The sequence below is a fragment of the Sphaerisporangium sp. NBC_01403 genome, from assembly GCF_045040145.1.
Taxonomy (GTDB): domain Bacteria; phylum Actinomycetota; class Actinomycetes; order Streptosporangiales; family Streptosporangiaceae; genus Sphaerisporangium; species Sphaerisporangium viridialbum.
Genome location: NZ_CP109534.1, coordinates 8,018,877 through 8,042,407, shown reverse-complemented (window position 1 = coordinate 8,042,407; position 23,531 = coordinate 8,018,877). Strand labels below are relative to the sequence as shown.

Below are 23,531 nucleotides of genomic sequence, written 5' to 3'. Positions count from 1 at the left end.
GTTTCCGAGACGAGGTGTGATGTACATCACATCAGAGGGCGTATGCCTCTTCCAGTTCGTGCAGAGTCCCCGGCATGACGACCTCGACGAGTAGTGCCGGGCGGCCCGAGCCATCGAAGACGCGAGCCACAACGCTGAGAACGGCCGCGGATTTGCCCAGTTCGAGCAGCTTGGCTTCCGTGGTGGTCGGATGACGGGCGGTCAGTCGCTCCACCACGTGATCCAGCCGAAGGCCCTTCACCTGCTGGAGATGCTGGCGGACATCGACACTCAGGGGCGTGCTACGCCCGAGGTCGGTGCCTTCGGCCAGTTCAGCCGGACACCAGAAGGTCACCAGCTCGACGGGGTCGCCGTCTTCGTCGAAGAGCACTCGCCGCATCATCACCGGGGATCCTTCGGGCAGATCGAGCAGTGCGGTAACCGGCGCGGGCGCTGGATGCGCGCCCGTCTCCACCGGGGTTCCCCTGTCGGTGGCCTCGACGCGATCGAGCACCGCGCGTGCCGGCCGGGAGTTGTCCCGTTCAGAAATCGGCGGGGTTGCTTTGACGAAGGAGCCCTTGCCGTGCTCACGGTCGATCATGCCGCGCAGTTGAAGAACCTGGAGAGCGCGCACAACGGTGGGCCGGCTTACCCCGAACTCGCGGACAAGCTGTGTCTCGGACGGGAGCAGGGATCCAGGGGGATAGGTGCCGTCCGCGATTTTCCGCCGGATCGCCTGCACGATCTGGGCGTACTTCGGCGGAGCGAACTCTTCTGACGACATGACGACAACCTAACTGCTCGACTTGTCATGAGTGTAAGCGCATGATCGCTCTTTGTCAGCTACAAGGGGGTGCGCGACGGCATGGGATGGCGGACTCCCTCCACCCGGAGGAGGGACGTCAACCATGCCGCCGCGCAGCTCAGGGGCGACTAACGCGGGAGCAAACTCCGGACCTGGTCGGGAATCTCGCTGTGTCCCCATCGCGTGCCGCAGTCAGCGCACATCGCGCCCGAGGTCACGGGAAGCATGGGAAAGCCGAAGGTCCAGCGCACACGCTTGTGAGGACAGGCCGCAGGATGCAGCGGATAGGTCTCGGGCCAGAGCACGATGTCATTGCCACCCAGCATCAGACCGGCCAGCCGTTCGGGGGCGGCGAACTGGGTTCAAGCGGGCACAGCGCCTCATAGCGCATGACCACCCGCCGGGCAGCGGTCACCATGTCGGAACATGGCGCGAAGGCGTACCTCGTCCGACCCCGCCGCGACCGGCCCACAGCCCAGCGGAACCAACGGCCGTCACTCCAGACCACCAGCCCGGTACACACCGAGAGCAGGGCCATGCCGTACCCGGCATGTAGGTCAGCTTCGATTCCCCGCTGTGCCAGGTCGTCACGTAGGAGTCCGGCCGCCTGCTCCGGCGAGAGCTGTACGTCCGGAGGCCACACCCGGCGTTGGATCAGGTCCAGCTCTTTCACGGCCGGCCCCCGTCGCCAGAAGCCGCATCCCCGGTCCCCGCGCACATCGAGCAGTCATCCCGCGTGCGGAGCACGTCCGACCCAGCGTCCTCGTCTGTGCTGTGGATGAGTCCACGACGCTGGCTGACGTACTTCCAGCCCCGCCCCGCACAGGACGTGCACTGCTCGGTTGACATGAGACTCCGCCCGGTTGGATTCGCCGCCCGAAACCGATCTCTCCAATAGGCGTCTACTCGCCTAGAGGAGTGCTTTGCTCAGTCATTTATGACTCCTCTAGAGGAGTTCGTCAAGCCCTATCGCGCAGGCAGTTCGTACGACAGCACGTAGGCGTCACTCGACATCACCGTGTCACAGACCTCGACTGCCGTGCCGTCCGTCGTGTACGCAGTCCTCACCAGGTGGAACACCGGAATGCCAGGCGCGAGCTTGAGCGCCCGCATCTCATCCCGCAGCGGCATACGCGACTTGATCTCTTCCACGAAGTGATCCAGCCGGTGCCCCAACTCCTCCAGCCGCGCATAGATCCCGCCCGGTCCGCTGTCCGGCTCCGCGATCCGCGTGCCCCGAGCGATATCAGCAGGGATGTAGGAGACCGCAGTCTCCACCGGCTGCCCGTTGATCAGATACCGGCGAGACCGACGGATCACCGAGTCCGCTTCTGTAAGGCCCAGAAGCGCCGCCACGCTCGCCGAGGGCGCTTCCTCGGTGATCTTGATGGAGTCAACGGACGGCTTGCCGCCGGCACCTTCGGTCTCGGCTATGAAGGCCGCCTTGCCCTGCTCACGATGACGACGAGCGAAGCGATCCGAGGCCAGCCGCCGGACGGGAGGATGCGAGCGGACGAAGACGCCACGCCCATGCTCCGCGACCGTCAGCCCTTCGCCTTGAAGGACCTGGAGAGCGTTGCGGATGGTCATCCTCGCAACGCCGTAATGTTGCATGAGCTGAGCTTCCGAGGGCACTTTCTCACCTTCAGCCAAGATGCCTTGCTCGATCGCATCGCGGATGTGATCGGCGATCTGCCGGAATACCGCCCGATCGCTGGTCGGGTCCAGATCCGGCAAGGGCAGCTCGGCCACGACCCAACTCCTCAACTCGTACATACGTGTACTACGGTCGAGGATAGCGACCCGCACCGCCGGAGGTAATCCCGATGGATCACCAGAACGCCCACTCCGTCAGCGTGGCAGGCGTGATCATCGACGACCAAGGCCGCGCCCTCCTCACCCAACGCCGAGACAACGGCCACTGGGAAGCACCAGGCGGCATCCTCGAACTCGACGAGGACATCACCACCGGCCTGCTCCGCGAGGTCCACGAGGAAACCGGCCTCGACGTCGAGCCCGTCACCCTGACCGGCGTCTACAAGAACATGACCCGCGGCATCGTCGCCCTGGTCTTCCGCTGCAAGGTCATCGGCGGCCACCTCACCGAAACCGACGAGACGAGATCCTTCCGCTGGGTCACCGCTGACGAGGTCCGCTCACTGGCATCCGAAGCATTCGCCGTCCGCGTCCTGGACGCCATGCACCACGACCACACGCCGGCCATCCGCCACCACGACGGCACACATCTGCTCTGAGCGTGTAAGCGGCAAGATCCAGAGCGCGCCGCATCGCGATCATTGCCGAATTGTTCTTATGGGTTATCAAGGCGACGGCGCTCCGCGCCGCCGCACGGCCCGCCGCCCGCTCCGCCCGGCCGGGCGTGCGGCGTGGGCGCCGGTCCCGGCCGGCGGCGGGAACGCGAGCCGCCCGCCGACCACCGCGCCCGCCGTACCAAGCCGCACCCGCCGACCAGGCACACGCCGTCGCCGCACCCATGCAGCACGACGATCGCCATGCTATGGCTGGCCATCACACGGGGCTGGGGGCGATCGAAGGTCCAGGACTTCGTACCTCAGCCCCGGCCCACCGGAAACCCAGGCTGAGCGGACCCGACTGACCAGCTCGCTCGCAGAGTTCGATCAAGTCGAGCGGATTGGTCGGGCGAAGGTGCGAGAGGCGTTGGAGCAGCCTGATGTGATCCGGTTGTCCCGCATGTTCAGCCTTGGCGAGTTGAACCGGGACAGGGCCTGGACAAGGCGACCCGCCAAGCTATGCGGGGGGCGGAAGAGGGACACCGGGCTCCTTGCTGAGCAAGGTCCCATGTGGTCCGAAGCCGGCCGAGGAGTAGAAGTGGACGGCTTCCTTGTTCGGCGCGAAGATTCCGGCATAGAGAATCGAGACACCGCGCTCTGCGGCAGCTTGCTCCGCCGCCACCACCAAGGCAGATCCCACACCTTTACCGCGATGCCCGTCCAGGACGACAGTGTGGATCTCGGCCGCACGGCGGGGATGGATGATTTGGTGGTCCAGGGGATCTGTCAGCAAGACCACCTCCACCATGCCCACCACCTCGCCTGCCACCTCAGCGATCAAAATCACCATCTTGGGCTCGGCCGAAAGCACCTCCTCGAAGTGCCTGCGTACGGCTTCGCTGTCGGGCACGCGGTAGATGACCGGATCGAGTTGGACATGCCTTTCGGCATTCGCGAGACGCAGGTGGACGAGGGATGGCACGTCTCCACGGTCGGCAGTCCTGATGAGAATCGACATGAGTAGAGCCTCCCAACGTGCCCGCACAACCGCAAAGCTTGCTGACCAAGTCAGGATGGGGCGAAGTTGCCTGATGTGCCACTAAGGTTGCGCGGTTGCAGTTTGGGTTGCAGTTCAGGACGGTCCAGAGCCGTGCAGGGTGGATCGGGCATGCCCGTTGACCAGCATTGAACTGTCTGGAACCATGATCGTCCGAGCTTTAATCCGCAAACTTCTAATTGTGACCCCTAAGCCTGGTGACTGATCAGAAGACGACGCCTCCGGCGGGGGCCTCGGCTCCGGGGTGATCTCCCGTGCATGACCTTAGGACCGTAGGTGGCTGAGGTGGGGCCTGATCACCCCCTCTGCCGCGCCCCAGGCAAGCCCAGCAGACCAGCGCCTCCGGCAAAAGCCGCCCGTCTGTGACCGTTGGCGTCCCATTGCCGAGGAACGGCGGCCCGTGGACGTACACGCGAAGACGGGCTTGTGCCTCCGTCGCCGGCCCGCTGCCGCTTCGCGGTGGGTCGAGGCAGACGGGGTGATCAGGCAGGTGGAGCGTGCGCGAGAGACTGCGTGCTACATCAACCGCTACATCAACCCGCCCTCACTCGGCCACACATACCCACACACGAACAGCCGCACCGAGGCCAGCTCAGGTGCCACTCGCGAGATCAACGATCACCGTGCCTACTCCTGAAAAGCGGAAGGTCAGGGCATGATCGCCGTGCCATTAGCGTGCCATTAAGGGCGGTGACCAGGGGGGAGTCACGGGGACTCACGGAGGGGTTACCGTCGAGGTCAGGGGCGTTTGCCCAGGAGATCAGGCCGATTTGCAAGCAGGATGTCAGGAGTTCGAATCTCCTAGGCTCCACCGACAAGAAACCCAGGTCAGGGATGGTTTTCCCTGCCTGGGTTTCTCGCTTTAATCGGCCCTTTTTCGCTTCCGTGCCCGTTGCGTGCCCGATGCCTTCGTGAGCTGGTCTCTGGCGAGGGTGTCGAGCTGTTCCGCTACCTGACGTAGACGCTCGTTTGAGCCGTGTTGGTAGACCATCGCGGCCCGAGTGCTGGAGTGCCCCATCCGGTCCATCAGCTCACGGATCGACGCCCCCGCGTTCGCGGCGAGGGTGTTGCCGGTATGACGCAAGTCGTGAAAGTGGATCTTCGGTAGACCGGCGTCGGCGAGCGCCTTTCCCCAGAACCGCCGATTGAAGTTGCTGTTCCAGATAGGCCCGTCGTCCGGCCCAGCGAAGATCAGCCCCTCGTCGCCGTCCTGCGCGAAGTCCTTGAGGTGCGCTTCCAGGTCGTGGGTGATCAGCCCAGGGATCACGACCGTTCGCTTCCCCGCCGCAGACTTGGGTTCGGTGAACACCAGGCCCTTACCCGTGATGCGGATCAGTTGACGCTCGACCCGCACGGTCCCGGCCTCCAGGTCGAGGTCTCGCCGGCGAAGCCCGGTCAGCTCACCCCATCGCAGACTGCCGAAAGTCGCGAGGAGCACCAGCGCCCGGTATCGCGGTTCGATCGTGTCCGCGAGCTTGTAGACCTGCGCGACCGTGAGCACCGGACGTTCCGCGGACTTCTCCTGCCCAGCACCCTTGATCCGGCAGGGGTTACGCCGGATGAGCTGGTCATCCACAGCCGTAGTGAGAACGGCCTTGAGAAGCCGGTACGCCTTGGCTACGGTGACCGCGCTCACGCCCCTATCGAGCAGGCTCTTGCGCCAACGCCGGACCTGCGGGTCCTTGATGTCACTCAGAGGCTTGTCGCCGAACATCGGCTTGAGATGGACGCGGAACAGGTACTCGTACAGTTCGACCGTGCGGGGGCGAAGGTTCGGCCGCTCACCGATCCAGTCCCCCGCGTACTTCCCGAACTTGATCTTCCCCGCGTCAGGGTCAAGGCGGCGGCGCTGAGCGCCGCCGCACGGCCCGTCGCCCGCCCGCCCGTCGCCCGCCCGCCCGCCGTCCGGGCGTGCGGCGTGGGCGCCGGTCCCGAACGGCGGCGGGACTCAGGGCCGCCCGCCGTACACAGCGCCCGCCGCACCAAGCCTCACCCACCGACCAGGGACGCGCCGCCGCCGACCGCGCCCTCATCGAGGGGCACCTTACGCCCAGCCATGCAGAAGCCGCCGCAGGCTACCGGACTCGAACCGGCTCATCCCCGTGAAGGGAGTCAGCAAGCTGATACGAACTTTCCCATTCGCCTTTGCCTGCGACGGCACATGCAGCCTATGACGGTGCAGAATCGACGTCGACGGATTAATCTCCGACCGTCTCCCGCCGCTGTGGCCGAGTTATGGGCCGGCCATCACACCGGTACAGGTCGACGATCGCGCTGTGGCCGACCACCACACGGGGTTACGGGCGATCGGAGGGCCGGGGCTTCGTGCCTCAGTCCCGGCCCATCGAGCACGGCCGCGCATGACGGCCCTTGCTGTACAGAGGGGCTCACGTCAGGGGCCAAGCGAAATGGGCCTATATGACAGAATCCCCGACATGCTTAATACGGTGAGCAACAATGATCTTGCGGGTGCTCTCTATTTCACTCTCGCCCTGGTCAACGCTGGTTTGGCACAGGGCAAGTGGCGTTCGGGCTTCGGATGGTGGTTGCTTTCTCTCTTTCTCGGGCCACTCGCAACTCTGCTTATCGTGGTTCTCCCACGCCCGAGGCCCTACCGCACAAATGACGAGTGACAGCCCTGGGTCAGGACTTCAGGACATCGGGGGTTGCAGTTTGGGTTGCAGTTCAGGGTGATCCAGAGCCGTTCAGATCAGACCGTGTATACCCGCTGATCTGCATTGAACTGTCTGGAACCATGATCGTCCGAGCTTTTATTCCGCAGGTTTCGAGTTGGCCGGCTCCGTGGTACGCAGGCGTGAGGACGGTCTCCGGTGCTATCCAGCCTCCCGACGTGGTGCCCCATCGCCTACGGCCTGGCGGACCAAGCCGTACCTCTGCGAGGAGGGGCGGCGCAATGCCGGAGACTGTCCCTGACGAGGGTACCGCCGTGCCCGTCGCGTGCCCGACGGAGCGGGGAACAAGGGGGAACAGCGGGGAGGCGCGGGGAACGCGATCAGTGCGCTGATCTGCGTTTTCGCAGGTCGAGCAAGATCGGCGTACGTCTTTGCAAGCAGGATGTCAGGAGTTCGAATCTCCTAGGCTCCACCAGCCAAAACACTCAGTCTGTGATCATGAAAACCGGGCTTGAGTGGCTAATCCGAAAATCGGACAGTAGTTGGGCAGGCGGCAGCGGACCTCGGACGGAGTGGCCTCGTCTGGGTCGTGAGATTGGTTGATCAAGCCGCGGGCTGGAGTGTTACGCGGTAGCCGAGGGCTTCGAGTTGGCGGACGTGGTTGCGTTTCTTGCGTTCGGGGCCGATGCGGTTGTCGTAGAAGTCGGGACCCAGGTCGGTGAAGTGGGCGTTGGGATCGCAGAGAAGATGCCAGACGATGGTGAGGATGGAACGGCCGACCGCGACGACGGCTCGTTGCTTGCCGCGGCGTCGAGCGATGCGTCGGTAGCGTTCCCCGAGGAAGGTCGGGGTCTTGCTGGCGCCAACGGCCGCCTCGCCCAGAATCCTGGCCAGGTAGCGGTTGCCGTGACCGGTGGAGCTTGAGCCCTTCTTCTTACCGGCTGATTCCTTGACCTTGGGGGCCAGACGCGCCCAGGAGGCCAGATGGCCCGATTTTCAGCCCGGAACGGGCATCCCCGCAGGGATATCAGGGACTAACTGGGTGACTAAGCCTTTCACCCACCTCCGAAGAGACCGTCCATCGCCGTCGCGCCTTCCTGCATGACGGGCCGGATCTGGAGACGGTAGACCGTCTCGGTGACCATGGTGTTGGCGTGGCCGACCAGGCGAGAGATGTGCTCGATGGGAACGCCCGAGTCCGAGAGCAGTGACACGAAGCTGTGGCGCATCTCCCTGGGTGTCCATTCCGTGTCGACCAGCCCGGCGTCTTTGAGGATCTTCCGGAAGTCCCGCCGGACGTTGCCAGCACTTAGCGCGGTCTCGCCGCGGCCAGCGCCCTGTCAGCCAGTCGCTTCACCCGGGTCGTCGACACGCTTCAGGCTCGCAGGCAGGTGATCAAGCGGCGTTACGAAGGCGACGGCCGCGGCAATGTGGCCTCGCTGACTCCGGAAGGGCTGAAGCGCCTCCAGGCTGCGTACTCCGTTCATCTGACGAGTGCCCGTGAGCGTGTCCTCGACCAGCTCGACGGCCGGTCCCTGCATGCTCTGGTCAGTTCGAAGCCGTGGTGAAAAAGCTCGACTGAGTCAGGCGACGGAGGGCCGCGTCTCGGTCCAGTCGACCATCAGTCTGCGTTCGGCGAACAGCCACCCGCTGTCCTGCTTGACGAGTTCGTCGAGATAGCGGATAGAGGCGATCATCAGCGTATGCTGTCCGTCCTCACCCACCGACAGGTGATGCGCCAGGCAATAGCTCTCAGCCGTTGCCCGGTCTCCGTCCAGCGAAACCGTGCTCTGCCCGTTGAAGTGAGTGGTGGTCTCGTAAGTGTTCAGATTGTCGAAGACCGGAGCCAGCGAGTCGCGGCCGTGCAGCTCCTGAGTCGGCTCGCTAGCCGTGGCATCCATGAACACGAGGAACCGGGTGTCGGCAGTGAAGAGCGCCATCTGACCCTTCGCGTCGCGGCGGTCCGCACAGTGGGCATAGGCGTCGATCAGTTCACGGATGGCCAGCCGGTCGGCGGCCTCCTGGGGTGAGATAGCGGAATGGGAAGCCATGTCGTTCTCCCTCGGGTAACTATTTGACGGATGTATACATCAGTCGCGTCGGCGCGATGGCAAGACATCGGGAAGGGTGTGGCCGCGCCGCCACACCCACCCGTGGATCACGTGAACGCCCCGGGCGCGAGCCGTTGATCGCGGAACTCGCGGCGCCCCAGGCGTCTCGCGGGGTCAGCGTCAGCGTCTCCGTAGACGTGAGGATCGAGGAGCCGGAGTCACTGGAGCGTTCGGCAGCAAGATCCGCCGGATCGTGGGTTTACGGCACCAGTGAAGCGGCGGTCGATCACCCTGTCTTCGTCGCGGCATCCCCGCTCCCGCCGCCCAGCCGGTTGATTTCCGGGCTGTACAGGATCCGCTGCTCGACCGCTCCGGGCCGGGTGACGGCGAGCATGGTGCGGCCGATGTGTTCGGTGGTTGTGGTGTGACGGGGAGCGAGGCGGTGCAGCAGGGGGTAGAGCCAGGAGACGAGGCCGTCTTGAGCTGCCCGACCTCCAGGTAGCCGGGGCGCGTCGTCCAGTCCGCACCAGGGAACAGGACATCCGGGTTGTGGGCCCCGAACCCATCGGGGAGAAAAGTGATCGACGTATCCCCGATGGCAATACGGGACCGAGTGCCCGGCTGGGGCATGGGGGCCTTTCGAGACGTGTGGGTTTCTGTGTTGCGAGGGTGTTGCCGCCCTGCGAGGAGTGGAGTGGGGCGCTGGTCGGGCCTCAGCCGTTGAGCGCGCCCATGAACTCGGGTGCGTAGCGGTCGCCGGTGACCACGCCGTGCGGGGCGACCGCCTCGATCGCGGCGAGGTCCTCGGCGGAGAGGGTCACCTCGGTCGCAGCGATGTTCTCCTCCAGGTAGCGGCGCCGCTTGGTGCCCGGGATGGCGACCGCGCCCTGGTGCTGGACCCAGGCGAGGGCCAGCTGGGAGGGCGTGACGTCCTTGGCGGAGGCGATGCGGCGCACCTCGCGGACGACGTCGAGGTTGCGGTCGAAGTTCTCGCTCTGGAAGCGGGGGTCCGTCCGGCGCCAGTCGTCCTCGGCGAAGTCGTCGGGGCTGGTGATGGCGCCAGAGAGGAAGCCGCGCCCCAGCGGGGAGTAGGCGACCAGTCCGATCTGCAGTTCCCGCAGGGTGTCGAGCACGCCGTTGTGTTCGATGTCGCGTTCGAAGAGCGAGTACTCGGTCTGGACAGCGGTGAGCGGGTGCACGGCGTGGGCACGCCGGATCGTCTGGGCGGACGCCTCGCATACGCCGATGTGGCGTACCTTGCCCTCGGCAACCAGCTCGGCCAGCGCGCCGACGGTCTCCTCGATCGGCACCTTGGGGTCGATGCGGTGCAGGTAGTACAGGTCGACGTGGTCGGTGCCCAAGTGCCGCAGCGAACGTTCGAGTGCCCGGCGCACGTACTCGGGCCGGCCGTTCAGGTCGAGTAGCCGGCCGTCGTCGGTGATCTCCACGCCGGTCTTGGTAGCAAGGACGGCGGCATCCCGGCGCCCTGCCAGCGCCTGGCCAAGGAGCTGCTCGTTGACGAAGGGGCCGTAGCTCTCGGCGGTGTCCAGCAGGGTGATGCCCAGCTCCAGGGCGCGGTCGATGGTGGCCAGCGACTCGGTCTCGTCGGTGGCGCCGTAGAAGACGCTCATGCCCATGCAGCCGAGACCCTGCACGCTGACGGTCAGCCCCTGGCGGCCCAGTGCGCGGTGTTCCATAGAGGTTCCTCCGATAGGTATCTAACTAGATAGGTATATACGGTAGAGCGACTGCCTGCGGGTGTCAATAACTAGATAGTTACTTGCTACGGTGGCGGACATGCCACGGAACTCCAGCGCCACCAAGGCCAGGCTGCTCGACGCCGCCTTCACTGAATTCGCCACCTACGGCATCGCAGGCGCCCGAGTGGACCGGATCGCCGAGGCGGCAGGTGCGAACAAGCGGCTGATCTACGTCTACTTCGGCAACAAGGAGCAGCTGTTCGACGAGGTGCTGCACCGGGCGATGACAGAGGGCGCCGAGTCGGTCCCGTTCGACGTCGAGGACCTGCCCGGATACGCCGGCGCGATCTTCGACCACCTCGTCGCCCGGCCGGACCTGATGCGCCTGCGACTGTGGAGACTACTGGAACGCCCCTCCGCCACCGGACTCGAACCGGACACCTTCCGGCGCAAAGTCGCGGAAGTGGCCGACGCGCAGCAGCGTGGCGATCTCTCCCCGGAGATACAGCCGGACGATCTCCTGACCATGGTCCTCGCCATGGCCCAGGCGTGGTTCTGGGCCGCCGAGGACGTCGATCCCGGACAGGTCAGCCAGTCCTGGCCGCCAGAGCGACTGGCCCTGCACCGCTCAGCAGTTGTCGAGGCCGCCCGCCGGATCAGTCAGAAAACTGCTGACGCTCAGGGCTCGTAACACGATCCGGCCGTTCACTGAGAACGCCGCCTAGATCTGCACGGCGCCGTAGTCGCCCAGGCCTGCTCACTGGTCTGCCGGCGCCAGCCCGTGTTCGGCCACGGGACGGCGTCAGTGCCCCTGACGCCGGTAGAGGTGGCCCCTGAGGCGGCCTTGGCCAGCCTGCAGGCGGTTGGCCCGTACACCGTGGTCTGGCTCAACGAGGCTCAGCACTACCTGCTCACCGCGGATCCGGATCTCGGAAGGGAGGTTGCCGCAGGGCGGCTCGGACTGCTGCGTTCCCCGGGGCGGGGGCCGGTGCCGGTGCTGGGCACGCTGTGGCGGAACTACTGGGGCATCCTCACCGCCGCCCCTGATCCAGGCAAGCCCGATCCGCATGCCCGGGCCCGGGAACTGCTTAAGAATGCCAGTATCCCCCTCCCCGAGACCTCGCTTCCATCGCTAGGCCGTTCCGTCATTCACCGGCGCCGCGAGGACTTGACCGCCGAGCTCCACCGGAAGGCCACCCTCCACGCCCGGTAGTGGGCGCGCGTGTGGACGTCTGCGGCCAGTCGCGGGCGAGCCGGGGCAGGCCGGCGCCATCGATCGCCGCCCTCCAAGCCGGGACCTGCGTCCTCGCAGGCAGGCCCGGTCCGTCACCGGGCCTGCTGTGCTGCGGCTCAGCTGTTCGCGCGGATGGTCTTGTTGATCCAGTCGCTGTAGGCGGGCACGTTGGTGTAGAGGCCGGGGCCCTGTTCGCAGGAGGGGCTCTTGGCGCCGGGGCCGGAGGTGACGCCGATGAGTTCCCAGCGGCCGCCGCGGCCGCGCTGGATCTGGGGGCCGCCGGAGTCGCCGTTGCAGGCCATGGCCTTGGGCTTCTGGCTGACCGTGCAAAGGCGGGTGTCGTCGGCGTAGCCGGGGCCGCACTCGGAGACCGCTCCGCGGCGGGTGTCGAGCTGGCGCAGCTTCTTGGCCATCTTCCAGTCGGCCGGGTTGGTGCTGAACTTGGTGATGCCGAAGCCGAGGATCCGGGTGGGCGTGCCGGGCTTGCCCGCCTGGTCGGCGATCTTGATGGGCTTGACGCTGACCGGGCGGTCCAGGCGGACCAGCGCGATGTCGTTCTTGTTCGGGGAATTCTGGGCGTAGTCCGGGTGCAGGAACGCCTGCGCGATCTTGCGGACGGTTCCGCCGGACTTGCGGTGGTCGCTGCCGATGCGGACCGTGCCCTTTGGAATCGAGCCGATCTCCATGTCGAGGCAGTGCGCGGCGGTCACGACCCACTGCGGGTTGATCAGGGCCGCGCCGCAGTTGCCGTCCGTCAGGCCCATGAGCGGGGCCGTGGTCGGGATGGTCGCCATGAAGGGGTAGGACTCGGTGGGCTTGGAGCCGTTGATGATCGCTCCGGCGCTCCCGGCGGTGACCGCGAGGCAGGCCGCGCCGGCCAGTGCGACGACGGCGAAGCGGGAGACGATACGGCGGAAGGAGGTGGTGCCAGACACGGGTGAAGCCCTTCATCGGTTGTTTGTGACGTTATGAAGCTATATGTCCGGCTTCGCCGAGGTGATCATGCCAGCAGGCCAACACGCGGTAGGGATAACTACACCCGACCAGGGCAGATGCGCCCAGCGGCGCCCTGGCTACTCGAGTCGATGGGTGGCACCTCTACGAAGCTTTGATGACTGCCCAGAACGCCGAAGCTTGACGACCTTCTCGACTCGCATCGTTCCGACCAGGTTCTCGTGGTCGTGGCTGGTCTATGGGCCGGGCCGGCGTCTCATACGCATGGACGTCGCGATCGCGCTGTGGCTGATGGCCGGACGGGGTAGAGGGCGATCGACGGGCTGGGACTTCCTTCGTCAGCCCCAGCCCACCGAGGGGCCAGGGCTGGCGTGATTTCATTGCAGGTAGGTAGCGATGGTGCGTTCCCCCTGGCCATGTGAGGGAGGGACAGACATGGAGATCACACCCCAGGCGGTCGTCATTCCCAAGGAGACCGACAATCTGGAACAGGGGAAATACGGCCCCATCTTCCCCAAGACCCCGGCGTGCTACGGGTTCACAATCATCGCGAAGGTCAAGCCCGGCCGTGCCGAGGCGATCCGTAACCACGGCTACACGCTGGCCAAGGCGCTGGAAGCAGACCCGTATCTGCTTGCGCCGCTCAAGCTGCACTATCTGCGCTGGGTGCTGTTCGACGACGACACGCGGTTCATGTACCAGGGGATCTTCGACACCGACTTCGACAAGTACACCGAAGACGCCATCGACCTCTTCAGCAGGTCAGGGGTGAGTACGGCTTTCGAGAACCTTGAGGGGTTTCCCGAGGACTGGAAGACCAACCCCGAGGCGTTCGTCCGGTTCGTTCGTGCGCATCACTGCCCGAGCTTCATCGAGTACGGGGAGTATCCGTACGTCACTGCCGACGAGATCAAGAAGGCTCTGCGAATCAAGAGCGCTCTGTCGGAGATGCTCGACCAACTGCAGTGACATCCGCCCGCGTTATCAGGGAGGCAAGATGAACGAGTTCAGGACCGCGCGAACGTACAACCAGCAGCATGTGCCGCGCCAGTACACCCCTGGTCGGCGGCGGTTGAGCATCTATGTCGCGTGGAGCTATCCGGCCGAGGCGGGCAGGAACCCGGCGGAGCTCGACAACCGGTTCTCCACGATGACCGAGGTGCGCCGCGCGGCGTGGCCGGCCTACGAGGACCCGAAGTGGTCGGATCCGCTGCGGTTCCAGCAGGGCATCGCGGGCGGGCTGGAGCTGTTCTTCCGGGGCTGGCTGCCGTTCCAGCAGTTCGTCGAGGAGGCCACCGGACACGCCGTGCCCGTCTATCAACGCGTCGATCAGGCCGGCTTCTCTACCCCGCTGGACGAGCGGGTGCTGGCCGACACCGACACCCTGTTCGTGTGGGGGCTGGATCACATGATCACCGGGCAGGAGGCCGCACCGGAGGAGATCGAGGCGCTGCGGGAGTTCCTCACCCGGGAGGGGGCTTGCCTGGCCTTGGGGCCGCATCACGACGTCGGGGCATCGGACGACCTGGCCGTGCGCGACATGGAGTACTGCCATCACGGTGACCCCCTGGTGCCCCGCCAGCAACGCTTCGGCAGGTACACCAGATCGTTGATGGCAGGTCTTGGAGTGCCCGTGGAAAACCGCTATGGGCTACGGCCTGCGGTGAAGCACCCGAACAAGATCGCCCCACTGTCCATCGCCAGGGATCTTGACACCAAAGGCTGGCTGGAAGGAGTGACCAGCTTCAACTTTCACAAGCACCTCCCGCACTACGCCGTCACCACCGACGACCCGGACATCGTCCAAGTGCTTGGCCGGCAGCCCATCGACACATCAAGACCGCACCCGTTCACCGAGGCGGGCAACACCGAATTCAACATGTTCCTGTGGATGCCGCCCAGCGGCGAGCGGGCCGGTGATGTGATCATGGCCGACAGCACGATCTTCAGCACGTTGTTCGGCGCCGACGAGAGCCTGCGCGCCTTCTGGGGAAACCTCGCCTCGGCGAAGTAGCGCCACAGGAAGGCGAGGTTTCATGAGCGAGCAAACGCAGGTCGCGCTCGAACTCCACGACATCCAGCGCGGTGTGCTCAGCCCCCGTCCGACGCCGTACGCGGCGACGTACATCCTGTTCCGCATCGACGACCGGGCGCACGGGAAGGAACTGATGCGCCGCGTGAGCGCAGTGGTGACCTCGGCCGCCGACTCGGCGAGCCCTCTGGGCGAGACCTGGGTGAGCGTCGCGGTCACCTATTACGGCCTCAGAGCACTCGGCGTGCCACAGGATTCCCTCGACACCTTCGCCTGGGAGTTCCGGCAGGGGATGGCAGCACGGGCCAATGCGCTGGGCGACATCTACGAAAGCAGCCCCGAGAACTGGGAACCACCGCTCGGCACGCCCGATGTTCACGTTGTGCTCGTGGCGCTCGCCCCCGACAGCACACAACTGGAGGCTGCCATCGACCGCGCCAGCCCGGCCTTCGACACCCTTCCCGGCGTGACGGCGATCTGGCGGCAGAACTGCCACGCGCTACCCACCGAGACAGAACCCTTCGGTTACCGCGACGGCATCAGCAACCCCGCCGTCGAGGGCAGCGGCATTCCCGGCACGAACCAGCTAGAGGCGCCCCTCAAGGCCGGCGAATTCGTGCTCGGCTACCGCGACGAGCTCGGCGGGATCCAGACACCACAGCCCCAGGTGCTGGGGCGCAACGGCACCTACATGGCCTTCCGCAAGCTCCACCAACGTGTCGCCCTGTTCCGGCGCTACCTGAAGGACAACTCCACCAGCCCCGAAGACGAAGAACTGCTCGCAGCCAAGATCATGGGACGCTGGCGCAGCGGCGCACCCCTGGCGCTCAGCCCGCTGCACGACGCCCCCGGCCTCGGCGCCGACCGAAGCGGCAACAACACCTTCCTGTACCAGCAGGACGATCCGGCCGGCTTCACCACTCCGGGCGGCTGCCACATCCGCCGAGGCAATCCCCGCGACGCGTCGGTGGCCGGCGCGCCGAGGCTGCACCGCATGATCAGACGCGGCACCGCGTACGGCCCGGCGCTGCCCGAGGGCGTCCTGGAAGACGACGGAGCCGACCGCGGACTGATGTTCGCGTTCATCGGAGCGCACCCGGGGCGGCAGTTCGAGTTCGTCCAGTCCGAATGGATGAACAGCGGCATCTTCTTCGGCGCGGGCAACGAGACCGATCCCATCATCGGCTCCGACCACGGCGCCCGCGACTTCACGATTCCCCGGCGGCCCGTACGGCGGCGCCTGCACGCCCTGCCCCAGTTCGTTGTCACGCGCGGCGGCGAATACTGCTTCATGCCCGGACTGAGCGCCCTGCGCTGGCTCGGCGATCTCCAGGGCTGAAGTACGGCCACGCTGCCGCCTTGGCACGACGACCGGGGGAGGTTACATGGACACGCTGCATCTGCTGTTCAACGCGGTCACCGTGATCTTCATCGCGACCACCATGTTCGGCGCCGGACTCGGAGCCACGCTATCGGCATTGCGCGCCATCTTCGCCGATCTCCCGCTGCTCCTGCTGGCGCTGCTGGCCAACCTGTTAATCATCCCGCTGCTGGGCTGGGGCATCGCTGCGCTGTTCAGCCTGCCCGCGGCGTCATTCATAGCGCTGCTCCTGGTCGCGTCGTCGCCCGGCGGACCGTTCGGGGCGAAACTCGGCATGGTGCAAAACGGCGACGTGGTCGCGGGAGCGGCGATGCAGGTACTGCTTGCCGCCATCGGCAGCATCACCTTCGGCCCGACGGCCAACGTCCTCCTTACGGCGGCTAAGGCCGGCGCCGGAGTCTCCCTCGACGTCGCCGCGCTGGTGCTGACGGTTGCCGTCCTACAGCTCGTACCGTTCGCCGTCGGGCTGATGCTGCGCCACTTCACGCCGCCGACAGCGCAAACGTGGCATCCCGCCGCCATCAAGGTGTCGAACGTGACGTTCCTGATCGTGCTGGCGGGCATGCTCCTGGGCAACTGGCGTCATATCGTCGCGCTGGTCGGCTCACTCTCCCTGCTAGCGGGATTCGTCTTCGCCATTGCCGCATTCGCCCTCGGCACGGTGCTGGCCAGTGGATCGCGGGTGCGCCGCACCACCATGGGAGGCGTCGCATCGGTGCGCAACGCGGGGCCCGCGCTGGCCGCCGTCGGTATCGCTTTCGGCAACCAGCCGGCCATCCTGGGAGCACTTGCCGCAGTACTGCTCAGCGGCCTGGCAGCGGCCCTACCCATCGCCGCGCTGCTTAGCCGCCGACGTGTAGGAGCACCGCCTGAATGAAGGACACGGGGTTGCCTGGGTGGCGAGGCCCCGACCCGGTGACTCGTAGCGCCGTAACGACCGCCGACTCCAGTGCTCTTCGTACGGGGTCGGGCGATCGCTGTGAGCGGGTCGCCGTCGCCGAGGACTGCTGCTGTATACAGCAACGTCGCCATACACGATCACACGCCACCAGATCGCATCTGCCACGTGCCCAGGGCGAGGAGCCCTCTACGTCGTGACCGGCTCCCGTTTGCAAGCAGGATGTCAGGAGTTCGAATCTCCTAGGCTCCACCGAGAACCGATCTTGCCTGAGCCACCGTCTCAGGTCGATCCGCAGGTCAAGCCCCCTGCGACGACTTTTGAGCAGTACAGGCTGAACGGCTACCGCGGCATCCTGGGCTTCGTCACCCTCCTCCGCCAACGAACCGGTTAATCCACATTTGAGACGTCGTCCGCGACGACTACCAGTCCGGTGAGCGAAATGTCTCGTACTTTGGGCTGATTGTGGATGGTGGGGGCTCTCGTACCATGACTTCGTGTACGGCCTTATTCGCTCCGTGTGGTACGAGCCCCGTTCCCCCAACGCACCGCGGCGGGTGTGGCGAGACTGGGTGCTCGTGGGGGTGTTGCTGCCGGTCGCGCTGCTTGAAGGAGTGGTGCGGCCGGACATGCCCTCACGGGTCATTTCGGTGAGCCTCGCGGTCGGGCTGGTGCCCACCTTGTTGTGGCGCCGCACCCAGCCATTGCTGATGGTCATGATCGCGTTCGGCGTGTCGGGTGTGGCCCAGGTGCTGGCGGGTGGCGCCTCGCCCGAGTCCAACACCATGATTTATCTGCTTCTCCTGCCCTATGCGCTGTTCCGGTGGGGGTCCGGGCGAGAGGCGATTATCGGGTTGGCGATCATTCTCGTCAAAGCCACGTTCTCCGTGGTTGTGGACTATCCCGGTCCCGCCGACACCGCCGCCGCCTTCGCCGTCGTGTTCTCGGTGATCGCCGTGGGAGCGGCGTTCCGGTACCGGACGAGGGCGCGAACGCGGGAACTTGACCAGGTCAAACTGCTCGAACGTGAGCAACTGGCCCGAGATCTGCATGACACCGTCGCCCATCACGTCTCGGCGATGGCGATCCGGGCGCAGGCAGGGTTGGCGACGGCGGCGTCGCGGCCGGACGCCGCCACCGAGGCGTTGCAGGTGATCGAGGCCGAGGCGGCCCAGGCGCTCGCCGAGATGCGCGCCATGGTTCACGTCCTCCGCCGGAACGCGCCCGCGGACCTGGCGCCTGGGCGGAGCATCGCCGATCTCTCCCAGCTCGAAAGCCCGGGACAATCCGGCCCGTCCGTCCAGGTGGAGATCGAGGGCGACACCGTCGGCCTCTCCCCTTCCGTCGAGGCCGCGATCTACCGCCTCGCCCAGGAGTCGGTCACCAACGCCCGGCGCCACGCGCGGCACGCCACCCGCGTCCTGGTTCGGGTCAGCGCCGACGACACATCGGTCCGTCTGTACGTGAGCGATGACGGCGATCCCGTTCGCCCCGCAGGGACACCCGGTTACGGGATCACCGGCATGATCGAACGGGCTGATCTCCTCGGGGGGACCTGTGTGGCGGGCCCCAATCCCGACCGGGGATGGAGTGTCACCGCTGTGCTGCCGCGTACCGGAGTGGCCAGGTGAGCATCCGGGTGCTGGTCGCCGATGACCAGGAGATCGTCCGTACCGGACTGGTGATGATCCTCAACGCGCAGCTGGGGATCGAGGTGGTCGGCGAGGCCGCCGACGGGCGGCGAGCGGTCGAACTCGCCCGGCGGCTTCGGCCGGATGTGTGCCTTTTCGACATCCGGATGCCCGTGCTCAACGGCATCGAGGCCACCCGGATGCTCGCCGGGCCCACCGTCGACGACCCACTCGCCGTCGTGGTCATCACCACCTTCGACCTCGACGAGTACGTCTACGCGGCGCTGCGCGCGGGAGCCCGGGGGTTCCTGCTGAAGAACGCCGGCGCCGAGCTGCTCTCCCAGGCCGTTCACGCCGCGGCGGCCGGTGACGCACTCATCGCTCCGAGCGTCACCGCCCGCCTGCTCACCGCCTTCGCGCACGCCGGGCCCGCCGCGCCGCCGGCCCGTCCCATCGAGGCGCTCACCGAGCGTGAGGAGCAGATTCTCGTCACGGTGGCCCGGGGGCGTACCAACAGTGAGATCGCTGACGAACTTCACATCTCACTCAGCACCGTCAAGACCCACATCGCCAGCCTGATGGCCAAGCTTGGCGCCCGGAACCGGGTGGAAATCGCCATGTGGGCGTACGAGACCCATCGGGTCAGGAACTAGGGTCTGCGGATGATCCACTCGGCCACGGCGAGGTTGATGATCCATCCGGCGGCCACGAGCAGGGCTCTGGGGATCTCGCCGAGGGGGCCGACGAGGAGCATCCAGGGGAGCTGGGTGAACGCCTGGGTGCCTGCGGCCATGCCGATCGCGTAGGCGCGGATCATCCAGGCGTGGTGCCGGCGGAAATCTCTCCGCCGGATGGCGGTGAAGCCGAGCACGAGGGAGGCCGCCATCGCCGTGCCGAACACGAGCCGGAACACCTCGAGGAGATCGCCGTCGCCATCCGGGCGAGGATAGAACACGGTCATCCACAGGCCGGAGAGTGCGGCGACAAGTCCGCATGCAACGAGAATCCGTCCTGCCATGCGGTGCCAGCCCGGCCTCCGACGACGGAACCTCTTCGCGAACTGGAAGGCGCCCACAATGCCGTAGAGCGACGCTCCGATGATATGTAACACTACGGGTAGCGGTGTCGCGAAGAATCGCGCGTTAGCTGGGGTGACCGCCGCACCACCTGCCAATTCCCCTAAACGCAGCGCACCGGCGACCACCGGAATCACGCTGAGAATGATCAGGCCGGTGGGCCCCATCCATCCGGGGACTTTGGCGTCCCGTCCGCCGGGCTGTACCTTCTGGGGCTTGGTGGCCCTCACACTGCTTTCGGTCATGAGGGGATCGTGGCTTCTTCCCCCATGTCTGCTCATCACACGAACGGCCCGATTCAGGTCAGCCGATCGTCCAGCGATCAGGCGTACTTTCGGCTGATTCGGTGGTCTGGCCGCGTTTCTTAGCCTTTGGCTGCCTCCGCACCGCATTGACTCGCATAAGGAGATGGCGATGAAGGCGTTCGTCTCACGCTCGTACGGGCCACCCGATGTCCTGACGCTTACCGAAATCCCGGTCCCCGTTCCTCGCGACGACGAGGTCCTGGTCCGGGTACGTGCCAGCTCCGTCAATCCGTACGACTGGCATAACATGCGCGGCGAGCCGTACCTGGCCCGCCTGATGCCCGGCGGCCTCGCGCTCCGCACCCCCAAGGTCACCATCCTGGGCGCCGACATCTCCGGCCAGGTCGAATCCGTCGGCAGAAACGTCACGGAATTCCGCCCCGGCGACGACGTCTTCGCCGTCATCAGCGGTGGCGGCTTCGCCGAATATGTCTGCGTCCGCGAATCCGACCTCGCCCCGAAGCCGGAGAACCTCTCGTACGAGGAGGCCGCCGCGGTTCCCATGGCCGCCAACACCGCCCTACTCGCCCTGCGCGACGAGGGTCATATCCTGCCCGGCCAGCGTGTTCTCATCAACGGCGCGTCCGGTGGGGTCGGCACGTTCGCCGTGCAACTCGCCCGCGCCCTCGGCACCGAGGTCACCGGCGTCTGCAGCGCCCGGAACGTGGACCTGGTCCACTCCCTTGGCGCGACCAAGGTCATCGACTACACCACCCAGGACTTCACCCGCGAGACCCAGCGCTTCGACCTGTTCCTGGACATCGCCGGAAGCCGACCGGTCTCCGTCTCCCGCCGCACCCTGCGCCCCAAGGGGGCCTACGTGGTGGTCGGCGGCCCGCCCGGTCGCTGGATACAACCCATGGGCCATGTCCTCTCCGCCCTGGCGGTAGCCCGCTTCGTCGGCCAGCGGATATCGGTGGCAGACGCCCTCAAGTGCCCCAGCCCCAAACAGAACCTGCAGACGTTGAGCGCATTCCTGAACGACAAACGAGTGATCCCGATCATCGACCGTCACTACCCCTTCGAAGAAATCCCCAGGGCAATCGGCTACCTGGAGGAGGGCCACGCCCCCGGCAAGGTCGTCATCTCCGTCTGAGCGGCGCCCTCACCGGAGGCGTCCCACACGTGACGCGCCACGGCCTACAGCCGGTACGGAGCCGACGAGGGCCCGGCCAAGGCGACACAGGGTGTCAGGTGCAGCTCCCCTTCTTGGTGAGGCGTCCGCCGGTGACCTTGTTGTCGCAGGCGATGGTGTTGCCGCCCATGGTGTCGTTGATGCCGGCCGCGAGCTGATCCGGATAGTCCTGATCCGTGAGTCAGCCGCTGCCTGGAGCTTCTCCAGGTGCAGGCCCTGCGGGACGCAGTCGAGGAAACATGATCGAAGCTGCGCCCAGCCGCAGGTCAGAGCCCCCACTCCAGCAACAAGATCAAACCCACTCCCCTTAATGAGGGTACCGCCGTGCCCGTCGCGTGCCCGATGGGCGGGAAACAAGGGGGAACGGCCGGGAATCGCGGGGAACGCAGCCAGGGCGCTGAGCTGCGTTTCTGCAGGTCGATCAAGATCGGCATCCGTCTTTGCAAGCAGGATGTCAGGAGTTCGAATCTCCTAGGCTCCACCAGCCAGAACACCCCGTCTCCGATCATGGAAACGGGGCGTGAGTGACTAATGACCTCCCCCGTGAACGGGGTCGGGGCACGGAATGGGATATGGCCGCGCGGGCCTGGCCAAGGTTCACACCTCGACAATCTGCTGGCACGTCACCGCCTGCGTGAAGACACGGTCAGGCGGGCTGCCACAGCTCGATCCGATTGCCCTCGGGATCGGTGACCCAGCCGAATCGACCGACACCCTCCATGTCCTGCGTCTCTGCAGCCACGTCCGCTCCCTTGGCGCACAGTTGTGCGAGCATCGCATCCAGGTCGCGGACCCGGAAGTTGATCATAGCCTGCTGGGCGCGGGACCCGAAGTAGTCGGTCTCGGACTCAAACGTCGCGAACACCGTCAGCCCGGCTTCCTGACGCCACAGACCGTTCTCATCGGCGTCCAGGCCTAGGCAATCGCGATACCACGCGCCCAGGGCCACCGGGTCGGCGGCCCGCATGAAGTATCCACCGATTCCAAGCACACGTTCCATGTCGCTATCTTTCCAGGACGGCGATCGGGCGGGCTGGCACTACACCATCGCCCGCTTCACACCCCCATCTCAATCGCGGGGGAACTCGTAAGTCTCTCCGTCACCCCGAAGATGCCGTCCAAGCCATGGCGCCTTCCTGCAAGACAGGGCGATAGACCGTTTCCGTGACCACCGTGTTCGCGTGGTCTACCAGGCGAGAGATGTCCTCGATCGGGACACCAGAGTCTGATAGCAGAGACACGAAGCTGTGCCGCATCTCCCGGGGCGTCCACTCCTGCTCTGCCGGCCCGGCGACCTTGAGCACCTTCCGGAAGTCGCGGCGCACGTTGCCGGCACATCCCGCACGACCGGGATCGGCAGGGCGCCGTCGGGGAGCTGCCAGATGTCACGCACCCCATGCCGGCGGCAGGCCAGCATCCGGGCGCCCATGACCGCGATCAGATCGGCCAGCAGCTCCAGGCACGCCTGCGCTCCGAGTAACGCGAGCACCCGCGCTCCCAAACCGGCACATACGGGCCGAACTAGTTGTTCTCGGTTGATATCCGACCACGAAGGGTAACACCTGGTCGAGGAGGGAGCATGAACGCGGACGAAGGTGATAAACCCGGTGATCCCGGCCGCCTGCTTATCATCGGGGGCGCCGAGTGCCGCGGTTCCGGCCTGCTCGAGCGGTTCGTGGAGCTGTCTGGCGGCGAGGCGGCCCGGATCGTGCTGGTCACTACGGCAACCGGGGTGCCCGAGGAGGTGCACGCCGACTACGAGCGGGTGTTCCGCAATCTCGGCGTGGACCACACCAGGGAACTGCGGCTGCGCGGCCGCTCCGACGCCGACGGCGACGACGCGGCCAAGCTCCTCGACGACGCCTCGGGCGTGTTCTTCTCCGGCGGCGACCAGTCGCGGCTGCGCGCCCTGGTCGGCTCGCGGGCCAACGAGATCCTGCGCGACCGGCTGCGCGCAGGCGGCGTGGTCATCGCCGGGACCAGCGCCGGCGCCACCGCCATGGGCCGCACGATGATCCTTGGCGGCGAGGGCCCCGGCGTGTCCGCCGCCACGGTCCGCACCGGCCCCGGGCTCGGCCTGCTCCCGAAGGCACTCATCATCGACATGCACTTCAGCGAGCGCGACCGGCTCCCCCGGCTGCTCAGCGCCATGGCGCTCGACCTGGAGCACCTGGGCGTCGGCATCGGCGAGAACACCGGGATCCTGGTCGACGGCACCCGCTTCGAGGTGCTCGGCACCGGCGTGGCCACGGTGGCTGACGGGCGGAACGCCACGGTCATCCACGCCGCCGGGGACGAAGACCCGATCACCCTGTTCGGCGTCCGGCTGCACCTGCTGCCCGCCGGGTGCGTCTTCGACATCGCGACCCGCGAGGCCGCCATCGGGCCCGCGCACGACCGGTACTGAT

General features: G+C 66.3%; 23 protein-coding genes and 1 pseudogene. 12 read left to right on the top strand and 12 right to left on the bottom strand.

Annotated elements, in window-relative coordinates:
• Positions 1-31 precede the first annotated feature (31 nt).
• Entirely contained in the window at positions 32-763 is a 732-nt protein-coding gene (locus OG589_RS36190) for a GntR family transcriptional regulator (protein WP_405142805.1), read from the bottom strand.
• Between the two features lie 987 nt (positions 764-1,750).
• Positions 1,751-2,536 (bottom strand): GntR family transcriptional regulator, encoded by a 786-nt coding sequence (locus OG589_RS36185; RefSeq protein WP_405142804.1) that lies wholly within the window; start codon positions 2,534-2,536, stop codon positions 1,751-1,753.
• A gap of 74 nt (positions 2,537-2,610) precedes the next feature.
• On the opposite strand from OG589_RS36185, the gene OG589_RS36180 reads away from it, so the two are divergent.
• A complete protein-coding gene (locus OG589_RS36180; RefSeq protein ID WP_405142802.1) occupies positions 2,611-3,039 on the top strand; it encodes an NUDIX hydrolase in 429 nt (142 codons plus the stop codon).
• Positions 3,040-3,553: 514 nt separating this feature from the next.
• On the opposite strand, the gene OG589_RS36175 is transcribed toward OG589_RS36180, so the two are convergent.
• From OG589_RS36175 to OG589_RS36160, 4 genes and pseudogenes are all read right to left on the bottom strand, one after another.
• Positions 3,554-4,054, bottom strand: coding sequence for a GNAT family N-acetyltransferase (locus tag OG589_RS36175; protein ID WP_405142800.1), 501 nt, complete (start codon positions 4,052-4,054; stop codon positions 3,554-3,556).
• A 901-nt stretch (positions 4,055-4,955) separates the two neighbouring features.
• Complete coding sequence (locus OG589_RS36170) at positions 4,956-5,912, bottom strand: tyrosine-type recombinase/integrase (RefSeq protein WP_405152199.1); 957 nt, start codon at positions 5,910-5,912, stop codon at positions 4,956-4,958.
• 1,417 nt (positions 5,913-7,329) lie between these two features.
• The gene (locus OG589_RS36165; protein ID WP_405152198.1) at positions 7,330-7,692 is read right to left on the bottom strand and encodes a hypothetical protein; all 363 of its coding nucleotides are present in this window, start codon (positions 7,690-7,692) and stop codon (positions 7,330-7,332) included.
• 89 nt (positions 7,693-7,781) lie between these two features.
• A pseudogene (locus tag OG589_RS36160) lies at positions 7,782-8,030 on the bottom strand (tyrosine-type recombinase/integrase); the annotation flags it as partial.
• 87 nt (positions 8,031-8,117) lie between these two features.
• On the opposite strand from OG589_RS36160, the gene OG589_RS36155 reads away from it, so the two are divergent.
• On the top strand, positions 8,118-8,294 hold the full coding sequence (locus OG589_RS36155; RefSeq protein WP_405142798.1) for a hypothetical protein: 177 nt from the start codon (positions 8,118-8,120) through the stop codon (positions 8,292-8,294).
• A 15-nt stretch (positions 8,295-8,309) separates the two neighbouring features.
• Here OG589_RS36155 and OG589_RS36150 read toward each other — a convergent pair whose 3' ends face one another.
• The gene (locus OG589_RS36150) at positions 8,310-8,777 is read right to left on the bottom strand and encodes a nuclear transport factor 2 family protein (protein ID WP_405142796.1); all 468 of its coding nucleotides are present in this window, start codon (positions 8,775-8,777) and stop codon (positions 8,310-8,312) included.
• A 713-nt stretch (positions 8,778-9,490) separates the two neighbouring features.
• On the bottom strand, positions 9,491-10,474 hold the full coding sequence (locus OG589_RS36145) for an aldo/keto reductase (RefSeq protein WP_405142795.1): 984 nt from the start codon (positions 10,472-10,474) through the stop codon (positions 9,491-9,493).
• Positions 10,475-10,574: 100 nt separating this feature from the next.
• Between OG589_RS36145 and OG589_RS36140 the strand changes: the two genes are divergently transcribed.
• Both OG589_RS36140 and OG589_RS36135 read left to right on the top strand, forming a co-directional pair.
• Complete coding sequence (locus OG589_RS36140) at positions 10,575-11,168, top strand: TetR family transcriptional regulator (protein WP_405142794.1); 594 nt, start codon at positions 10,575-10,577, stop codon at positions 11,166-11,168.
• Positions 11,169-11,321: 153 nt separating this feature from the next.
• Positions 11,322-11,690: a hypothetical protein gene (locus tag OG589_RS36135; RefSeq protein WP_405142793.1), complete on the top strand. Its 369-nt coding sequence runs from the start codon at positions 11,322-11,324 to the stop codon at positions 11,688-11,690.
• Positions 11,691-11,827: 137 nt separating this feature from the next.
• Here OG589_RS36135 and OG589_RS36130 read toward each other — a convergent pair whose 3' ends face one another.
• Positions 11,828-12,646: a S1 family peptidase gene (locus OG589_RS36130; RefSeq protein WP_405142792.1), complete on the bottom strand. Its 819-nt coding sequence runs from the start codon at positions 12,644-12,646 to the stop codon at positions 11,828-11,830.
• A gap of 454 nt (positions 12,647-13,100) precedes the next feature.
• Between OG589_RS36130 and OG589_RS36125 the strand changes: the two genes are divergently transcribed.
• From OG589_RS36125 to OG589_RS36100, 6 genes are all read left to right on the top strand, one after another.
• On the top strand, positions 13,101-13,634 hold the full coding sequence (locus tag OG589_RS36125; RefSeq protein ID WP_405142791.1) for a hypothetical protein: 534 nt from the start codon (positions 13,101-13,103) through the stop codon (positions 13,632-13,634).
• A gap of 28 nt (positions 13,635-13,662) precedes the next feature.
• A complete protein-coding gene (locus tag OG589_RS36120; protein WP_405142790.1) occupies positions 13,663-14,679 on the top strand; it encodes a hypothetical protein in 1,017 nt (338 codons plus the stop codon).
• 22 nt (positions 14,680-14,701) lie between these two features.
• The gene (locus OG589_RS36115; protein ID WP_405142789.1) at positions 14,702-16,036 is read left to right on the top strand and encodes a Dyp-type peroxidase; all 1,335 of its coding nucleotides are present in this window, start codon (positions 14,702-14,704) and stop codon (positions 16,034-16,036) included.
• A 46-nt stretch (positions 16,037-16,082) separates the two neighbouring features.
• Complete coding sequence (locus OG589_RS36110; protein WP_405142788.1) at positions 16,083-16,955, top strand: bile acid:sodium symporter family protein; 873 nt, start codon at positions 16,083-16,085, stop codon at positions 16,953-16,955.
• A 599-nt stretch (positions 16,956-17,554) separates the two neighbouring features.
• Positions 17,555-18,607 carry a sensor histidine kinase gene (locus OG589_RS36105; protein WP_405142786.1) on the top strand — a complete coding sequence of 351 codons (1,053 nt, stop codon included), beginning with the start codon at positions 17,555-17,557 and terminating at the stop codon, positions 18,605-18,607.
• On the top strand, positions 18,604-19,260 hold the full coding sequence (locus tag OG589_RS36100; protein WP_405142785.1) for a response regulator: 657 nt from the start codon (positions 18,604-18,606) through the stop codon (positions 19,258-19,260). Before OG589_RS36105 ends, OG589_RS36100 begins: the two co-directional genes overlap by 4 nt.
• On the opposite strand, the gene OG589_RS36095 is transcribed toward OG589_RS36100, so the two are convergent.
• Positions 19,257-19,928, bottom strand: coding sequence for a DUF2306 domain-containing protein (locus tag OG589_RS36095; RefSeq protein ID WP_405142784.1), 672 nt, complete (start codon positions 19,926-19,928; stop codon positions 19,257-19,259). The two genes, OG589_RS36100 and OG589_RS36095, sit on opposite strands and share 4 nt — an antisense overlap.
• Positions 19,929-20,097: 169 nt before the next feature.
• Between OG589_RS36095 and OG589_RS36090 the strand changes: the two genes are divergently transcribed.
• Entirely contained in the window at positions 20,098-21,084 is a 987-nt protein-coding gene (locus tag OG589_RS36090) for an NAD(P)-dependent alcohol dehydrogenase (protein WP_405142783.1), read from the top strand.
• Between the two features lie 685 nt (positions 21,085-21,769).
• On the opposite strand, the gene OG589_RS36085 is transcribed toward OG589_RS36090, so the two are convergent.
• Both OG589_RS36085 and OG589_RS36080 read right to left on the bottom strand, forming a co-directional pair.
• Positions 21,770-22,123, bottom strand: a complete 354-nt coding sequence (locus OG589_RS36085; protein WP_405142781.1) for a VOC family protein — start codon at positions 22,121-22,123, stop codon at positions 21,770-21,772.
• 100 nt (positions 22,124-22,223) lie between these two features.
• Positions 22,224-22,448: a tyrosine-type recombinase/integrase gene (locus tag OG589_RS36080; RefSeq protein ID WP_405142779.1), complete on the bottom strand. Its 225-nt coding sequence runs from the start codon at positions 22,446-22,448 to the stop codon at positions 22,224-22,226.
• Between the two features lie 254 nt (positions 22,449-22,702).
• On the opposite strand from OG589_RS36080, the gene OG589_RS36075 reads away from it, so the two are divergent.
• The gene (locus OG589_RS36075; RefSeq protein WP_405142777.1) at positions 22,703-23,530 is read left to right on the top strand and encodes a cyanophycinase; all 828 of its coding nucleotides are present in this window, start codon (positions 22,703-22,705) and stop codon (positions 23,528-23,530) included.
• The last annotated feature ends 1 nt before the right edge of the window (position 23,531 follow it).